The organism is Nocardia sp. NPDC127606, assembly GCF_042671725.1.
Lineage (GTDB): Bacteria > Actinomycetota > Actinomycetes > Mycobacteriales > Mycobacteriaceae > Nocardia.
On record NZ_JBHXWQ010000012.1, the window covers coordinates 183,022 to 198,817 of the forward strand.

At 68.5% G+C, this 15,796-nt stretch carries 18 protein-coding genes; 6 read left to right on the plus strand and 12 right to left on the minus strand.

The window, feature by feature from the left end; translation table 11 throughout:
• Positions 1–61 precede the first annotated feature (61 nt).
• Positions 62–235: a hypothetical protein gene (locus ACFVJ5_RS34275; RefSeq protein ID WP_379226665.1), complete on the plus strand. Its 174-nt coding sequence runs from the start codon at positions 62–64 to the stop codon at positions 233–235.
• A gap of 41 nt (positions 236–276) precedes the next feature.
• Here ACFVJ5_RS34275 and ACFVJ5_RS34280 read toward each other — a convergent pair whose 3' ends face one another.
• From ACFVJ5_RS34280 to lspA, 3 genes are all read right to left on the minus strand, one after another.
• Entirely contained in the window at positions 277–978 is a 702-nt protein-coding gene (locus ACFVJ5_RS34280; RefSeq protein ID WP_379226667.1) for a hypothetical protein, read from the minus strand.
• Positions 979–1,096: 118 nt separating this feature from the next.
• Positions 1,097–2,023 carry an RluA family pseudouridine synthase gene (locus ACFVJ5_RS34285; RefSeq protein WP_266299589.1) on the minus strand — a complete coding sequence of 309 codons (927 nt, stop codon included), beginning with the start codon at positions 2,021–2,023 and terminating at the stop codon, positions 1,097–1,099.
• Positions 2,020–2,637 (minus strand): signal peptidase II, encoded by a 618-nt coding sequence (gene lspA, locus ACFVJ5_RS34290; protein WP_378636736.1) that lies wholly within the window; start codon positions 2,635–2,637, stop codon positions 2,020–2,022. The genes ACFVJ5_RS34285 and lspA overlap by 4 nt, the downstream gene beginning before the upstream one ends.
• A gap of 148 nt (positions 2,638–2,785) precedes the next feature.
• Between lspA and ACFVJ5_RS34295 the strand changes: the two genes are divergently transcribed.
• Together ACFVJ5_RS34295 and ACFVJ5_RS34300 are read left to right on the plus strand one after the other, a co-directional pair.
• The gene (locus tag ACFVJ5_RS34295; protein WP_379226670.1) at positions 2,786–3,676 is read left to right on the plus strand and encodes a hypothetical protein; all 891 of its coding nucleotides are present in this window, start codon (positions 2,786–2,788) and stop codon (positions 3,674–3,676) included.
• The gene (locus ACFVJ5_RS34300) at positions 3,673–4,389 is read left to right on the plus strand and encodes a hypothetical protein (protein WP_379226672.1); all 717 of its coding nucleotides are present in this window, start codon (positions 3,673–3,675) and stop codon (positions 4,387–4,389) included. Before ACFVJ5_RS34295 ends, ACFVJ5_RS34300 begins: the two co-directional genes overlap by 4 nt.
• 13 nt (positions 4,390–4,402) lie before the next feature.
• Here ACFVJ5_RS34300 and ACFVJ5_RS34305 read toward each other — a convergent pair whose 3' ends face one another.
• Positions 4,403–5,251: a TIGR03619 family F420-dependent LLM class oxidoreductase gene (locus tag ACFVJ5_RS34305; RefSeq protein WP_379226674.1), complete on the minus strand. Its 849-nt coding sequence runs from the start codon at positions 5,249–5,251 to the stop codon at positions 4,403–4,405.
• Positions 5,252–5,443: 192 nt separating this feature from the next.
• Here ACFVJ5_RS34305 and ACFVJ5_RS34310 point away from each other — a divergent pair, with 192 nt between their 5' ends.
• A complete protein-coding gene (locus ACFVJ5_RS34310; RefSeq protein ID WP_379226675.1) occupies positions 5,444–5,911 on the plus strand; it encodes a VOC family protein in 468 nt (155 codons plus the stop codon).
• 56 nt (positions 5,912–5,967) lie between these two features.
• Here ACFVJ5_RS34310 and ACFVJ5_RS34315 read toward each other — a convergent pair whose 3' ends face one another.
• Positions 5,968–6,390, minus strand: a complete 423-nt coding sequence (locus tag ACFVJ5_RS34315; RefSeq protein ID WP_379226677.1) for a ubiquinol-cytochrome c reductase iron-sulfur subunit — start codon at positions 6,388–6,390, stop codon at positions 5,968–5,970.
• A gap of 179 nt (positions 6,391–6,569) precedes the next feature.
• Between ACFVJ5_RS34315 and ACFVJ5_RS34320 the strand changes: the two genes are divergently transcribed.
• Positions 6,570–6,887 (plus strand): hypothetical protein, encoded by a 318-nt coding sequence (locus ACFVJ5_RS34320; protein ID WP_379226679.1) that lies wholly within the window; start codon positions 6,570–6,572, stop codon positions 6,885–6,887.
• Positions 6,888–6,970: 83 nt separating this feature from the next.
• Positions 6,971–7,954, plus strand: a complete 984-nt coding sequence (locus ACFVJ5_RS34325) for an NAD(P)-dependent alcohol dehydrogenase (RefSeq protein WP_379226681.1) — start codon at positions 6,971–6,973, stop codon at positions 7,952–7,954.
• A gap of 2 nt (positions 7,955–7,956) precedes the next feature.
• On the opposite strand, the gene ACFVJ5_RS34330 is transcribed toward ACFVJ5_RS34325, so the two are convergent.
• The 7 genes from ACFVJ5_RS34330 to ACFVJ5_RS34360 form a co-directional block, all read right to left on the minus strand.
• Positions 7,957–8,640 (minus strand): LON peptidase substrate-binding domain-containing protein, encoded by a 684-nt coding sequence (locus tag ACFVJ5_RS34330; RefSeq protein ID WP_379226683.1) that lies wholly within the window; start codon positions 8,638–8,640, stop codon positions 7,957–7,959.
• 67 nt (positions 8,641–8,707) lie between these two features.
• A complete protein-coding gene (gene acs / locus ACFVJ5_RS34335) occupies positions 8,708–10,612 on the minus strand; it encodes an acetate--CoA ligase (protein WP_379226685.1) in 1,905 nt (634 codons plus the stop codon).
• Between the two features lie 77 nt (positions 10,613–10,689).
• A complete protein-coding gene (locus ACFVJ5_RS34340) occupies positions 10,690–12,327 on the minus strand; it encodes a cation acetate symporter (protein WP_379226687.1) in 1,638 nt (545 codons plus the stop codon).
• Positions 12,324–12,677, minus strand: coding sequence for a DUF485 domain-containing protein (locus tag ACFVJ5_RS34345; protein WP_379226689.1), 354 nt, complete (start codon positions 12,675–12,677; stop codon positions 12,324–12,326). Before ACFVJ5_RS34345 ends, ACFVJ5_RS34340 begins: the two co-directional genes overlap by 4 nt.
• Positions 12,678–12,829: 152 nt before the next feature.
• Positions 12,830–14,584 (minus strand): cation acetate symporter, encoded by a 1,755-nt coding sequence (locus tag ACFVJ5_RS34350; RefSeq protein WP_379226691.1) that lies wholly within the window; start codon positions 14,582–14,584, stop codon positions 12,830–12,832.
• Positions 14,585–14,613: 29 nt separating this feature from the next.
• Positions 14,614–14,979: a hypothetical protein gene (locus ACFVJ5_RS34355; RefSeq protein WP_378660533.1), complete on the minus strand. Its 366-nt coding sequence runs from the start codon at positions 14,977–14,979 to the stop codon at positions 14,614–14,616.
• Positions 14,976–15,773 carry a LytR/AlgR family response regulator transcription factor gene (locus ACFVJ5_RS34360; RefSeq protein ID WP_379226693.1) on the minus strand — a complete coding sequence of 266 codons (798 nt, stop codon included), beginning with the start codon at positions 15,771–15,773 and terminating at the stop codon, positions 14,976–14,978. The genes ACFVJ5_RS34355 and ACFVJ5_RS34360 overlap by 4 nt, the downstream gene beginning before the upstream one ends.
• Positions 15,774–15,796: the final 23 nt, after the last annotated feature.

Here is a 15,796-nt window from a genome sequence, read left to right on the forward strand (position 1 = left end):
GAGTACCTTTGCCGGTTATGGAGGTATTGCTGCCGCTGTCGCACCGTCTCGGGACCACCCGGTGACCCCCGACGAATTGGATGATCTGTTCGCCGACCTCATCGGGCAGATCGATCGGCTCGACGTCGATGCGCTGGAATTGATGGCAACTGCCTATGATCAGGCCGGAGATGTCGACCGGGCCCGAGAGCTGTGGGTGATGGCCGAGACGCGTCGCGGCAGTGATCGGCCGTAGGCGCAGCGGCCCGACGCGATCGAGCGGCGGCGACCGGAGATCTACTCGGTGGGAACCGGGCCGTCGTCGGGGCTCGGTGTGACGGTGTCGCTGCTGCCGGGCAGCAGGGGACTCACCGCGAACCGCCCCGCGACGGCGTCGGCCGGTAACGCCTGCACCGCCCGGACGTCGGGTTGTGTTGCGAGGTCACGTAATTGGGGCAGGGTGCCGCGCACCACGAGGCCCGCCGTGCACGCGCAGCCCGCACGCAGGCGACTCTCGGTGACGTGAGCGACAGCGGCGCTGCGCTCGTCGCGGAACCGCTGGGCCGCGACCAACCCCGCCGCCGCCTCGCCGGACCGCACCGCGGGCTCGTCACCACCCGGCGTCGCGACGGTGATCACCGGTGTCTGGACCCGGTCGACCGGCACGTGCTGGATCACCCCGGAGATCCGCAAGCCATCGGCTGCGGCCGGAAGCTGTTGGGGCGCGATGTATTCGGTGAACGATACGAGCGCCCAGTGCTGTTCGGTGTCGCCACCGTCGAGGGAAGCCTTCGCGTCGAGCAGGTAGTGCTCGACCTGCTCGCCGGGCGCGGGCCCCAGCCGATCGGTGGCCACCGCCGACGCGGGCGGCGGTTCACGAAAGGCGATCACCAACAGGATCACCGCGCCGACAGCCGCGATTCCGAAGATCACCGAGTTGCGCAGCGATATCCGCCGGTCGAGCGAATCTTCTTCGGCGGCAGTCGATTCGGCGGGCATGTTCCCGAGGTCCTCGGCGGTCGAACCCGGGCCGTCGTCCCGCGCTGCCTGCCCGGCCGGTGAATCCCCGCGGTCGTCCGACGCCGTATCCGGCGCCGGTTCGGACGACCGCGGGTCGTCAGGCATTGCGTAGTACGTCCAAGGCGCCCGCCAGGTCGTCGGGGTACTCGCTGGTGATCTCGAGCCAGCGCCCGTCGGCGGGGTGATGGAAGCCGAGCTGACGCGCGTGCAACCACTGCCGTTCCAGGCCGAGGCGTTTGGCCAGCGTCGGGTCGGCGCCGTAGGTGAGGTCACCCGCGCAGGGGTGGCGCACCGCGGAGAAGTGCACCCGGATCTGGTGCGTGCGGCCGGTCTCGAGGTGCACGTCGAGCAAGCTGGCCGCCTGGAACGCCTCGATGGTGTCGTAGTGGGTGACGCTGGGCCTGCCGTCGCCGGTCACCGCGAACTTCCAGGCATTGCCCCGCGCACGCCCGATCGGCGCGTCGATGGTGCCGCTGCTCGGATCCGGGTGTCCCTGCACGAGTGCATGGTATTGCTTGTCGACCGTGCGTTCCTTGAAGGCGCGCTTGAGCATCGTGTAAGCGTGTTCGGATTGTGCCACCACCATCACGCCGGAGGTGCCCACGTCGAGCCGGTGCACGATGCCCTGGCGTTCGTGCGCGCCCGAGGTGGAGATGCGGTAGCCCATCGCCGCCAGGCCGCCGACCACGGTCGGACCGGTCCAGCCGACGCCGGAGTGCGCGGCGACCCCGATCGGCTTGTCCACGGCGACGATGTCGTCGTCGGCGTAGAGAATGTTCATCCCGTCGACCGGGGTGGCCTCGACGGTGAGCTCGCGCTTGGGTTCGGGGAAGATCACTTCCAGCCACGCGCCCGCGGTCAGCCGGTCGGACTTGCCCGCGGCGACTCCGTCGATCTGCACCGAGCCGTCCTCGGTCAGCGCCACGACCGCGGTCCGCGAGAGGCCGAGCAGGCGCGCGAGTCCCGCGTCCACCCGCATCCCGTCCAGCCCGTCGGGAACGGGCATTGTCCTGGTTTCTCTCATGCGGTCTCCTCGGTGTGTTTGCGACCGCTGCGGGTGCCGTCCGGTTCGAAACCGAACACGGTGAGCGCGACCAGCAGGATCGCCCCGCACACGATGGCCGAGTCGGCGACGTTGAAGACCGGCCACCAGCCGACGGCGACGAAGTCGACCACATGGCCCTGCAGCGGGCCTGGGTATCGGAAGAGCCGGTCGACCAGGTTGCCCAGCGCGCCACCCAGGACCATGCCGAGGCCGATGGCCCACCACAGTGAACGCAGGGTGCGTCCGATCCGGATCACACCGATCACCACCGCGGCGGCGATCAGAGTGAGCAGCCAGGTCATGCCGGTCGCCATCGAGAACGCCGCGCCCGGGTTGCGGACCAGGGTGAACCGCGCGAAATCGCCGATGATCGGGACCGATTCGCCCGGGTCGATGAAGGCGACCGCGAGGCACTTGGTCAGCAGGTCGAGCCCGAACAGCACGACGGCGATGATCAGCAGCGTCGTCAAACGCCGGCGACCAGCGGGTTTCGCCGTCTCTGCCGTCTCGGGCACGGCAGCCGCCGACGGTGTGGCTGAGTCGTCGCCGGTCTCGGGGACAGCAGCGTTGTCGGTTGGCCGGTCTTCACTCACGCGTCCATCATTCCCTAGTGGCGATCCGGCCCGCGCCGCGGTGCCGAGGAGTCCCAGGTGTTACTCAGGAAGCGGTCGTACCCTGATGGCTGTGACGGTGTTGTCTAGATCTCGCTTACCCCGCATCGCGCGCCCCGGGGTGTTACTGGTGGCGCTCGTGCTCGGGTTCGCGACCTTCGGCGCCGGCTGCGCCGATCGCTCGGCCCCTGCCGCGGAGGTCGACGGCACCGAGCCGCTCGGCATCGGCAAGGAAGTCACCGTGCCGATCTCGGCCGCGGTCACCACCATGGTCTCGCCCGGCGAGGAGCCGCGCGATCTGCTGCGGCCGCGCTATGCCGCGGGCACCACGCAGGAGGTGACGCTGCGCACCGACTACCGGATCCAGCAGCAGGTCAACGATCAGCCCACTCGCGACTTCTCGCCTGCCGCGCTGACCATCCCGATGATCGCGCGCACGGGCGCCGACGGCGTCGATCTCACCGTCGGCGCGGTCACCACTCCCGACCCCGCGCTCAACAAGGCGTTCACCTCCGCCGACGGTTCACACGCCGGTTTGGGGATGAGCGACCTCGGTGCGATCACCGAGCTGCGCATGGCGCCGTCGCCGGACACCCCGAACACCGCGCGGGCCGCGCTCGAACAGGCCTTCTATCAGGCTGTGTACCAGTCGATCGCGTTCCCGGACCAGCCCGTCGGCGTCGGCGCGGTGTGGACGGTGCATCAGAAGATCACCGGCGGGGTCACCCTGGACCAGATCACCACCGCCACGCTCACCAGCCGCGAGGGCGACCGGCTCACCATCGATCTCCAGGTGAATCAGACGCCCACCGACAACGTGTGGGAGTTGCCCAACGACGCCGGTGAGCTCGACATCGACGGGTACGTGATGGAAGGCGTCGGCTCGATCACCATCGATCTCGGTATGCCGCTGCCGGTCTCGGGTTCCATCGAGATCGGTGGACAGCAGACCTATCGCGACGCGCGCAGTGTGAGCACGCTCGTGCAGACACAGTCGACGCGCGTTTCCTGGACGGAATGATGCGGGTGGATTCGCTGCGCGTAGGCGCGGTGGTTTCGGCGTGTGTCGGGTTGGTCGGCGTTGCCGGTTGTGGGTCCGACGACACCGTGGACTCACCGGGATCGGGTCCGTTCTCCGCCGCCGTCACCGCCGCACCGGGAACCGGGTCGGTGATCCGCGATTCGGCGCAGTTGTCGGCCGGTCTGCTCGCCGCGACCGATCTGCCCGGTGATTTCGCGGTCGTACCGCCGCGCGGTGAGTCCGACGAGCCCGCGGTGCCGCCCGCGGCGCTGACGGATCCGCCGGACTGCGGGCGGCTGCTCTCGCCGATCGCGCAGCAGTGGCCGGGGTCGGCCGCCGCCGCGTCGGTGCAGTTCGCGGGGCCCAGCTTCGCCACCATCGACATCGACGCCGCGAGCTACCCGGATGCGGCGCTGGTTCCGGCATTCGACGCGCTCCAGGCGCAGCCTCGGCGCTGCACCAGCTACTCCGGCGACGACGCGGGCGTGCGGATCGAGTATCGAACCAGCGCGCTCGCGCAGCCGCCCGCGGGCGACGCGGGCTCGGCGTTCACCCTGACCGCCACGAGTGAGGGGCTCACCCTGACGTCGGCGACGTCGCTTGTCCAAGTGGGGAACACGCTGGTTCAGGTTGTCGTCACGGCGCCGGAAGTCGTCGATCCCGGCGTGCTCGCCGATCTCACCGCGGCGCAAGTGCGCAAACTCCGCGGCTGAGACCGGCTCGGGTTCACGCCGATACGGCGAGTTTCCCGCCGAGATGGCCGAGGTAGCCACGGACCTCGTCGGCACTCTTGTCGGGAAGCCCGAAGACCACCTCGGTGACGCCTTGGTCGGCCCAGCTCGCGAGCTGCTCGGCGTTGTGACGACCGGCCAGTGCGATCACCCGCGGGGTGCCGTCGCGGCCTGCTTCCTTCCAGACCCGGTGCAGGAGTTCGACTTTGGCGCTCAGGTCACCTTCGGTCGGGGTGGTGATCCAACCGTCCGCGTTGGCCGCCAGCCATCCGAACGATTTCTCGGTACCGCCCGCGCCGAGCAGCACCGGGACCCCGGCGCGCACCGGCTTCGGCCAGGACCAGCTCGGGCCGAACTTCACGAAGTCACCGGCGAATTCGGCTTCCTCCTGCGACCACAGTGCCCGCATCGCGTCGAGGTTCTCGCGCAACACCGTGCGTCGCTTGTTCGCGGGCACGCCGTGATGGGCGAGTTCGTCGGTGTTCCAGCCGAATCCGACACCCAGCTCGACCCGACCACCGGACAGGTGATCGAGGGAGGCGATGGTCTTGGCGAGGGTGATCGGGTGGTGCTCGGCGGGCAGTGCCACCGCCGTCGACAAGGTGATCCGCTCGGTGACCGCGGCGGCGGTGGCCAGCGCGACCCACGGGTCGAGCGTGCGCAGGTACCGGTCGTCGGGCAGCGAGGAGTCGCCGGTCTGCGGATGGGCCGCGGCCCGGACGACCGGGATATGGGTGTGCTCGGGGACGTAGAACGCGTCGAATCCGGCGTCCTCGGCGGCCTTGGCCGCATCGGCGGGCGTGATGCCCCGGTCACTGGTGAACAAGACAACCCCGTAGCGCACGTCCCGGCCCTCCGACTTCGACAGCAAAACTGAAACAGGTTCTAAACCTGAGACAAGTTCTACAGGAGTAAAAGGAGTTCTACTAGTCCTGATCGCATCGGGATGGCCGATCGATCGACGGCCTTTCCCCGATCAGGTGAGGGGAATACGCTGGTGGTCGTCCGAGCATCACTCTCGACACGGAGGTATCCGATGTCTGATGTTTCCCCCTTTCCCGACGGTTATCCGCGGATCTGTCCCGGACTGGCGTGCGCGGGAGCTGCCGCCGCGATCGACTTCTACACCGCGATCTTCGGCGCGACCGTGCGCATGAAGATGGACGGCCCCGGCGGCAGCGTCGTCCACAGCGAACTGCTCGTCGGCGACTCGGTGCTGATGGTCGGCGACCCGGTTCCCGAGATCGGCTTCATCGATCCGAAGGCCGTCGGCGGCTCCCCGGTGAACCTGATGGTCTACGTCGCCGACGCGGACGCCGCCTTCGCCGCGGCGCTCACCGCGGGCGCCACCGCGATCACGCCGATGACCGACCAGTTCTACGGCGACCGCAGCGGCGCCTTCGAGGACCCGTGGGGTCACCGCTGGACCGTGGCCACCCACATCGAAGACGTCTCGCCGGAAGAAATGGAACGGCGTATGTCCGAAATGATGAACGCGGGCTGACCTGATCGGCACGCCCGCACCGTGGGCGAAAGCCGCGGTGCGGGCGTGCCGCGCGTTTACACGGGAACGATCGAGTCTCCTTCGACGCGAACAGGTTTGGCGGGCAACGGCTGGGTCGCGGGACCGCCGCGCACCGTGCCGTCGAGCTCGAATCGGCTGCCGTGGCAGGGGCAGTTGATCGTGCCTCTGGCCACGGTGGCGACCTTGCATCCCGCGTGCGTGCAGGTCGATGACAGCCCGACGAAAGTGCCCGCGGTCGGCTGCGTGACGACGGTGTCGCCGACGATCACCCCACCACCCACCGGAACATCCGCCGCTTTGATCAGCGCACCCGCCGGCGCCCCCGGCTCCGGTGGGGCGGCGGCCGCCGACTCGGTGTCGTCGTCGCCACCGCACGCGGTCAACGTCGCCGCGGCGGCCAAGACGCCGACACCCACCACGACGGTGCGACGGTTCGGCGAGAAATCGTTGATGGTCATCGGTCGTACTCCGCTTCCGTTGATGAGGCCGCCGGTCAGCTCCGCACGCCCACCGGTTCCTTCCCTGTCAACGGCCCACACCCCTTCCCGGTTCGACCGATTCCGAGGGAGAAGTGAGCGAACTCGACTTCCTTATCAAAGGTTGACTAGACCTTAATAAGGAGGCGAGAACCGCCGCCTTGTTGACGCGATGGCGCGAGCGAGTCGCGCCGCTACGAGCGGATTCAGCTGCCGCCCTGCTGCTTCCGCATCTCGTCGGCGCGCCGATCGTCACCGCCGCGACCGCCGCCGCGCTGGTGGAACGCAGTTTTCCCGCCGCCAATACCGCGATCGAACGACTCGTCGATGCCGGAATCCTGCGGCAACTGACGGTCGGCCGCCGCAACCGCGCGTTCGAGGCCCCCGAGGTCTTCGAAGCGTTCGGTGCACTCGAGCGGTGTTCGGCGAATCCTGATGGCGAGACACGCTCGCCGCAGCGTCCGGTGCCGCGCCGGTAGTGCCGCACCCGGCGTGAAATCTCCGGACGCATGGGGGGATTCCCTGATGTGGGTGGGTGGGTCGGGGGCCTAGCGTTCTCGGTGTGAGGGCGATTGTGCAGCAGGTATACGGGTCATCGGCGATGTTGGCGACGGCGGAGGTCGGGCGGCCGCGCGTGGGAGTGGGGCAGGTGCTGGTCCGGGTTCGTGCCGCGTCGGTGAATGCGCGGGATTGGCATCTGATGCGGGGCGATCCAAAGATCGCGCGGTGGATGGATCGGTCCGTCTTCGGCCGTCGGGGACCGGCGAACCCGGTGCAGGGCGGTGATTTCGCGGGGACGGTCGAGGAGGTGGGAGAAGGCGTCACGGATCTGGCGGTGGGCGACGAAGTCTTCGGGGAGGCGGTCAGCGGTGCGTTCGCGGAGTACATCGCGGTGCCGCGGGGGTTGCTCGACCGGAAGCCGGCGAACCTGAGTTTCGAGGAAGCGGCAGCGGTGCCGTTGGCCGCCAATACCGCCCTGACCTGCCTGCGTCATGTCGGCGACGGCGAGCGGGTGCTGATCATCGGCGCGTCCGGTGGCGTCGGCACTTTCGCGGTCCAGATCGCCCGAGCACGGGGTGCGCGGGTCAGCGCGGTGTGCAGCACCCGCAATGTCGAGGCGGCGCGCTCACTCGGCGCGGAACATGTCGTCGACTACACCCGCGACACCCTGACCGGCCGCTACGACACCGTCCTCGACCTGGCCGGAACGCGGACTCTGCGGGAACTGCTCCGCCTGGTCGAACCGACCGGCACGCTGGTCCTGTCCGGTGGCGGCAACTTCGACGGCGGCAGCTGGTTCGGCCCGGTCGGCCTGCTCGCGCGTGGTCAGCTGGCTCGACCGTTCGTGAAACCGGCCATCCGCGCTCCGATGGCGGAGCAGACACCGGAGTCGCTGACCGAGCTCCGCGAACTGATCCAGTCGGGCCTGCTCCGCCCGGCCATCGACCGGACCTATCCCCTGGCCGACACGCCCGCCGCCATCGAGTACATGGAGACCGAACACGCCCGCGCGAAGATCGTGATCACCATCGCGCCGGCGAGCTGACGTCACAGCAGGCGGAACTCCATCATCGCGATCGCGTCGTCGACGGAGGCGGACAGGGCCTCCAGCCGGCTGTGTGCGTTCGGCGCGGACAGGGCCGACTGGCGGTCGGTCGGGCCGATCGGCAGGCGAGCCGCGAGCTCGTAGGACCGAGCGGTCGGATCGTCGGACAGATCGTCCAGCGATGCCGACGGCGGCGGACGACGGATGCCGTTGCGTCGCGCGAACTGGGCCGTGAGCGTGTGCAGGCGGTCCGCGCGTTCACGCAAGCCCGCCAGCAACGCGCTGTCGTCGGTGCCGGGGTCGTCCGGCCATGTTTCGGCATGCGCCTGCGGATACGGCGCGTCGACGAGCCACTTCTCGATGCGAATGCGGTCGGTTCCCTTGCAGCGCAGCCGGTATCGCGAGCCCGGCAGTTCGATGACCTCGGTGATTCGGGCGACGGTGCCCACCTCCGTGCGTACCTCACCCCCGCCCACTTCGTGCCCGCGCGCGATCAGCACGACACCGAATTCCGGCTCCCGCCGACCGTCCATGCAGTCCTCGACCAGCGCCACGTACCTCGGCTCGAAGATCTGCAACGACAACGACTCACCGGGTAGCAGCACCGCACCCAACGGGAACATAGGTATCTCCACCGTCCCAGCATGCCCGGTGCCGCGCGGACTACGTCCATCCGGCGCGCTCACGCTGTGTCCTTTCGGCAGGCTCGGGTCCGGCCCACGGTGACATGGGCCAGCCGATGCCTCCCGTCCGTCACGCGGTGGCGATCGACTCGAACACCGTCGGATCGACCAGTGTCGAGGTGTCACCGAGTTCGCGGCCCTCGGCGACATCGCGCAGCAGCCTGCGCATGATCTTGCCGCTGCGGGTCTTGGGCAGCTCCGGCACGATATGGATTTCGCGTGGCCGCGCGATCGGACTGATCTCGAGCGACACCGCCGCCTTGAGCTCGGACACGAGCGCGTCGGCCGTGGCCGCCGATCCGGTGAGGATGACGAAGGCGACGATTCCCTGCCCGGTGGTCTCGTCGGACGCACCGACCACCGCGGCCTCGGCGACGGCCGGGTGCCCGACGAGCGCGGATTCCACCTCGGCGGTGGAGATGCGGTGACCGGACACATTCATGACGTCGTCGACGCGCCCCAGGATCCACAGATCGCCGTCGGCGTCGAGCTTGGCGCCGTCCCCGGCGAAATACCAGCCTTCGGAAGCGAAACGCTGCCAATAGGTTTCGCGGTAGCGGTCCATGTCGTTCCAGATGCCGCGCAGCATCGACGGCCACGGCTGATCCAGGACGAGCAGACCGGACCCGTCGGGACCCAGCGGTGCGCCCTCGTCGTCGACGACCTTCGCGGAGATCCCCGGCAGCGGGCCCATCGCGGCGCCCGGCTTGGCCGCGGTGACGCCCGGTAGTGGCGCGATCATGATGGCGCCGGTTTCGGTCTGCCACCAGGTGTCGACGATCGGAGTCGTGTTCGCGCCGATCACTTCTCGGTACCAGCGCCAAGCTTCGGGGTTGATGGGTTCGCCGACGGAGCCGAGCAGTCGCAGGGTGCTCAGGTCGTGGGCGTCGGGGATCTCACGGCCCCATTTCATGAACGTGCGGATCAGGGTGGGTGCGGTGTAATAGATGGTGACGCCGTACTTCTCGATGATCTGGAAGTGGCGGTGTTCGTCGGGGGAGTTGGGGGTGCCTTCGTAGACGACCTGGGTGGCGCGGTTGGCGAGGGGTCCGTAGACGATGTAGCTGTGTCCGGTGACCCAGCCGATGTCGGCGGTGCACCAGTAGATGTCGTGTCCGGCTTTGTGGTCGAAGACGTTGTGGTGGGTGTAGGCGGTTTGGGTGAGGTATCCGCCGGTGGTGTGCAGGATTCCCTTGGGTTTTCCGGTGGTGCCGGAGGTGTAGAGGATGAACAGCGGGTGCTCGGCGGGGAAGGGCTGTGCTTCGTGGGAAGGCGAAGCGACAGCGACGGTTTCGTCCCACCACAGATCGCGCACCTCGGTCCACGGCACGTCGAGGCCGACCCGGCGCACCACCAGCACATGCTCGACGCTCGACGGATCCGAACCCAGCGCCTCGTCGACGGCGTACTTCAGCGCGGCGGGCTTGCCGCGACGCCACTGCCCGTCGGTGGTCACGATCAACTTGGCCTCGGCGTCGTCGACCCGCTGACGCAATGCCGTGGGGGAGAACCCGGCGAACACCACCGAGTGCGTGAGACCGAGTCGCGCGCACGCCAGCATCGTCACGATGGCCTCGGGCACCATCGGCATGTAGATCGCGACCCGATCGCCGGCCTCGAGTCCCAGCGCGGTGAAAGTGTTCGCGGCCCGGCACACCTCATCGAGCAATTCCGCGTAGGTGATCGCGCGGGAGTCGCCCGGTTCGCCCTCCCAGTGGATGGCGACCTGGTCGCCGTGTCCGTCGATGACGTGGCGGTCGAGGCAGTTGTAGGCGACATTGAGCTCGCCGTCGCCGAACCAGCGCGCGACCGGCGCGTCGGTCCAGTCGAGCACCTCGGTGAAGGACTTGTGCCAGTGCAGCCGGTTGGCCTGCTCGGCCCAGAAACCGTCGCGGTCGGTGCGCGCCCGCTCGTACAGCGAGGCATCGGCATTGGCCTGCGCGACGAACTCCGGGGCGGGCGGGTAACTGGTCACAAGAATCTCTCCTTCGAAAAGCATGGGGGTACAACCCGTGCCGGTGGGGCGAACCACCGGCACGGGCAGGGTTGGCGTCAGTGCGAGATCGCCTTCTCCGCACCGACGCCGGTCATGGACCGGACTTCCATCTCCGCGGCCTTGGCCTGATCGACCTGCTCGCCACGGCCACCCAGGAAGGTGCCGAGTACACCGAGCGCGAACGCCAGCGGAATGGACACGATGCCCGGGTTGGACAGCGGGAACCAGTCGAAATCCGCATCCTTGATCATCGCGGTCTTGTTGCCCGACACCGCGGGCGAGAACACGATGAGCACGATGGTCGAGATCAGGCCGCCGTACATCGACCACAGCGCGCCGGTGGTGTTGAAGCGCTTCCAGAACAGCGAGTACAGGATCGTCGGCAGGTTCGCCGCCGCCGCCACCGCGAACGCCAGCGCCACCAGGAACGCGATGTTCTGGCCGTTGGCGAGGATGCCGAGACCGATCGCGAGCACCCCGATCACCACCGCCGTGATCCGCGAGACCCGCACCTGCTTGACCTCGTCGACCTTGCCCTTCTTGATGACGCTGGCGTAGATGTCGTGGGCGAACGAGGCCGACGCGGTGATGGTGAGTCCGGCCACGACCGCGAGGATCGTCGCGAACGCGACCGCCGAGATCACCCCGAGCAGGATCACCCCGCCGAGTTCGAATGCCAGCAGCGGCGCCGCCGAGTTCTGGCCACCCGCCGCGGCGAGGATCTTGTCCGGGCCGACGATGGCCGCCGCGCCGTAACCGAGCACCAGGGTGAACAGGTAGAAGGCGCCGATCAGACCGATCGCCCACACCACCGAGCGCCGAGCCTCTTTCGCGGTCGGGACCGTGTAGAAGCGCATCAGCACGTGCGGCAGACCCGCGGTGCCGAGTACCAGGGCCAGGCCCAGCGACAGGAAGTTCAGCTTCGACATCTCGCTGCCGCCGTATTGCGCGCCGGGCGCGAGCACGTCGCGGGCGGCGACCGCCTTGCTGGTGGACTCGCTCACCGATTCCTGTGCGGCACCGAGGATGTCGGAGAAGTTGAAGCCGAACTTCGCCAGCACCATCACCGTCATCAGCGCGGCGCCCGCGATCAGCAGCACCGCCTTGATGATCTGCACCCAGGTGGTGCCCTTCATGCCACCGACCAGCACATACACGATCATCAGCACACCGACGGCCGCGATGACGATGGATTGCCCGGTGCGGCTGGAGATATCGAGCAGCAGCGCGACCAGGCCGCCGGCGCCCGCCATCTGCGCGAGCAGATAGAACAGCGACACGGTGAGGGTGGTCAGCGCGGCCGCGGTGCGCACCGGGCCTTCCTTGAGCCGGAAGCTGAGCACGTCGGCCATGGTGAATTTGCCGGTGTTGCGCAGCATTTCGGCCACCAGCAGCAGTGCGACGAGCCAGGCGACGAGGAACCCGATCGAATACAGGAACCCGTCGTAGCCGTAGACGGCGATCGCGCCCGCGATGCCGAGGAAGCTCGCGGCCGACAGGTAGTCACCGGCGATGGCGATGCCGTTCTGCGGGCCGGAGAAGCCGCGCCCACCGGTGAAATAGTCCGCGGCACTGGCGTTGTTGCGGCTGGCCCGGATCACCACGACCATGGTGACCGCGACGAACAGCAGGAAAATGGCGATATTGGCGATGGGATTGCCCACCGTCGAAGACGCGGCAAGGGTGACGCTCATGCCTGGCCCCCTTCGAGTTCTTCGCGGATGGCCGCGGCGCGCGGGTCCAGTTCACGGTTGGCGAAACGGACGTAGAGCCCGGTGATGAGGAACGTGGAGACGAACTGCCCGAGGCCGAGCAGCAAGCCCACGTTGATGTTGCCGAAGACCTTCTGCGCCATGAAGTCGTGCGCGTACGCGCCGAGCAGCACATAGCTCAGGTACCACACCAGAAACAGCGCGGTCATCGGGAAGATGAAGCGGCGCAGCCGGGTTCGCAGATCTTGGAACTGCGGACTCGCTTGTACCGCGAGCCATTCGTCGGCACTCGGCGTGCGCGGATCTGGCGCCTCGGTGTCGGTTTGGGTCATGCCGGTCGTCCTAGCGTGAAGGGGGGTCGTGCGTGGAGATGACGGTAGGTCCCCGGACGTGAGCGCATGATGGTGTGGTGTGGGTCACTCGGTGAAGGTGGCCGCCCGTGCGGTGAGCGGTCGATGTGGCGCGACGAACGGTCGGTGCGAGATCACCGGTGAGTGGCGGTTTCGGGGTCGCGATCGGCACTCATCCCGAGCCGTTCGGGGGCGTGCATGCGCAGGAACACCCCCGCCACCGCCCGGGGATCCTGACCCGTGGTGGCGAGGCTGACCAGGATGGTCACCGCGAAGGCCAGCGGCACGCTGACCGCGCCCGGATAGTCGACGATCGCGGCGGGCCACCCGTTCGCCAGGTCGGGCGAGACGCCACCGAGCACCGCCAGCACGGTCGCTCCGCCCGCGGTGACCCCGCCGGTGAGCATGCCCGCGGCCGCGCCGGTCGCGGTGAGTCCGCGCCACCAGATGCCGAGCACGAGCAGCGGGCACAGCGTCGACGCGGCCACCGAGAAGGCGAGGGCGACGGTGCGCGACAGATCGAGGGACGCCACGGTGACCGCGAGCGTCAGCGGGACCAGGCCCGCGACCAGGGCGGCGAGCCGGAAGTCCCGGATCCGGCCGCGCAGCACGTCGGTACTGAGCACTCCCGCCAGGCTGACCAGCAACCCCGACGAGGTGGACAGGAACGCCGCGATCGCCCCGGCCGCCGCCAGCGCGGCCAGCAGCTGTCCACCGAGTCCACCGAGCACCGCGCCGGGAAGCAGCACGACCGCCGCGTCGGAGGCACCGGTGATCAGCAGTTGGGGCACGTAGAGGCGGGCGAAGACGCCGAGCAGGATCGGGAACAGGTAGAAGACGCCGACCAGCCCGATCACTGTCAGCGCGGTCCGGCGCGCGGACGGGCCGTCTCGATTGGTGTAGAAGCGGACGAGCACATGTGGCAGTCCCATGGTGCCGAGGAAGGTCGCCACGATCAGCGAGAACACCTGGTACTGCGGATGTTGTCCGCCGAAGCCGCCGCCGGGCGCCACCCAGCTCGCGCCGTCGGCCGGTGCTCCGGCCACCACCGGAACGGCCGAGCCCGGCGCGAGGATCAGTTCGGTGCCTTCGGCGAGGGTGTGATCGCCCGGTGTCAGCACGACCGGTCCCGCGCTGGGTTGCCCGTCGAGTGTGCCGGTGATCGTGACCTGTTGCGAGACATCGAGGTGCACGACGACATCGGTGGAGATGTCGACGGTGGTGCGCTCGTCGACCGTGGGCGGTACCGGGGTCGCGACCGGTCGTTCGTCGGCGAGGAAATGCATTCCGAGCACCAGCGCGGGAACCGCCACCGCCGTCAATTTCAGCCAGTACTGGAATGCCTGCACCAGGGTCACCGACCGCATTCCGCCGCCGATCACATTCGCCGAGACGATCGCGCCGACCGAGACCGCACCCACCCAGGCGGGTACTCCGAGCAGAATGTGCAGCGTGAGTCCGGCCCCCTGGAACTGCGGGATCAGATACACCGCGCAGACCAGGACGACGAGACCGGCGGCCATGCGCCGCAATCGAATCGAACCCAACCGGAATTCGGCGAAGTCCGGCACGGTGTACGCGCCGGATCGGCGCAGCGGCGCGGCCACGAACATCAGCAGGCCCAGATAACCAGCGGTGAAACCCACCGGATACCACAGGGCGTCCGCGCCGTATTTGGCGATCAATCCGGCGACACCGAGAAAGGAAGCGGCGGAGAGGTATTCACCGGAGATCGCCGCCGCGTTCCACCGCGAGCCCACGGTGCGGGAAGCGACAAGGAAATCGGAAGTCGTGCGGGACAGGCGCACTCCGTAGAACCCGATGCCGACAGTGGCGAGCGCCGCCAGCAGTAGTGCGGCGACCGTGAGCGCGGGAGTGTCGGGACTCATGGGGTCAGCGTCTGTTCGCGCGGCATGGGTCAGTCCCCGGCCAGTTCCAGGAAGTCGTCTTCGTTGCGTTGGGCGAGGCGAACATACGACCACCCCACCGCGTACAGCACCGGGAACGCGACCACGCCGAGGATCAGCCACGGCAGCCGAATGCCGAGAACCGCGGCCTCGGCGATCGCGTCGATGCGGAACAGCACCGGTAGCGCGCCGAACCCGACCGCCACCACCAGCCCGAGCCGCAATGCCAGACCCAGCTGTGCCCGGATCAGCCCGCCGATCAGCGCCGCGCCCAGGTCGGTCTGCTCGACCACCTCCGTGCGAGTGCGCACCTGACGCGCACCTCGCCGCTGCGCCAACACCACGCGTTCGCGCGGCGGTCGCTGCGGACCCGTCACCGCTGCGACCAGTTCTGCCGAGGTCCGTGCACCAGCCGCTGCTTGAGTTCGCGCACCTGCCGTCGGCTCACCGGCAATTCCACCGCGCCCGCCGCCCCCTCGGCCCGCAGACACACCACCGTCGCGTTCCCCGCGCTCCGCAACCCGGTCACCAATCGCAATGCCACCAGATATGACCGATGCACCCGCAGAAAACCGGCATCCTCCCACCGTGATTCCAACGCCGACAGTGGAATCCGCACCAAATGCGACCCAGTTCCCGTGTGCAACCGCGCGTAATCCCCATCCGCTTCGACCCACGCCACATCAGCCCGGTTCACCAAGGTGGTCACCCCGCCGAGCTCCACCGGAATCACCTCGCTCGGATGCGCGGACTCCACAACCACCGCCGCGGGCACCGAAATCCGCCCCGCCAGAATCCGCCGCACCGCCTCACCCAGCCGAGCCCCTCGCAGGGGCTTCAGCAGGTAATCCACGGCCCCCAAGTCGAAGGCGGCCACCGCGTGATCATCGTGCGCGGTCACGAACACCACCGCGGGTGGCTCCGCGAACTCCGACAGGATTCCCGCCAGTTCCATCCCCGTGAGACCTGGCATATCGATATCGAGAAATACCGCGTCGATGGGGTGGGCTCGCAACAACCGCAATGCCCCGGTCGCCTCACCGGCCCGATGGATCTCACCGACCCCCGCCTGCGTGCTCAGCAGGTACACGAGCTCGTCCAGCGCCGGTTTCTCATCATCGACGGCGAGCACCCGCAGAGCGGTCGAGGGTTCATCGGTGTTCCAAGTCACAACCCATCCATCGTAACCGGCAC